The 402-nt window shown below is 67.9% G+C and carries 1 protein-coding gene; it reads right to left on the bottom strand.

What is annotated here, in order from left to right; genetic code table 11:
• Nucleotides 1-402, bottom strand: a 402-nt coding sequence (locus ADL12_RS24760; protein WP_159053276.1) for an acyltransferase domain-containing protein, incomplete at both ends; no start/stop codon positions are given.

Here is a 402-nt window from a genome sequence, read left to right as displayed (position 1 = left end):
GCCATGCCGCCGGTGCCGGCCAGTTCAAGGAGGGTTTTGGAGCGGAGGGTGACGATTTTGGCGGCGTCGTCGAGGGTGAGTGCTCCGGCGGTGTAGGCGGCGGCGATTTCGCCTTGGGAGTGGCCGATGACGGCGTCGGGGTGGATGTCGTGGTGTTGCCAGAGTTTGGCGAGGCTGGTCATGACGGCGAAGAGGGCGGGTTGGATGACGTCGACGCGGTCGGCGGGGGGTGCGTCGGGGGTGTTGGTGAGGACGTCGAGGAGGTTCCAGCCGGTGTGTTGCTGGATGGCGTGGGCTGCTTGGGTGAGGTGGTCGGCGAAGACGGGGGAGGTGGTGAGGAGGTGGGTGGCCATGCCGTCCCACTGGGAGCCCTGGCCGGGGAAGACGAACACCACCTTGCCG

Origin of the sequence: Streptomyces regalis, from assembly GCF_001509475.1 — a bacterium.
GTDB classification, from domain to species: Bacteria; Actinomycetota; Actinomycetes; order Streptomycetales; family Streptomycetaceae; genus Streptomyces; species Streptomyces regalis.
This window is presented reverse-complemented; position numbering and strand designations above follow the sequence as displayed.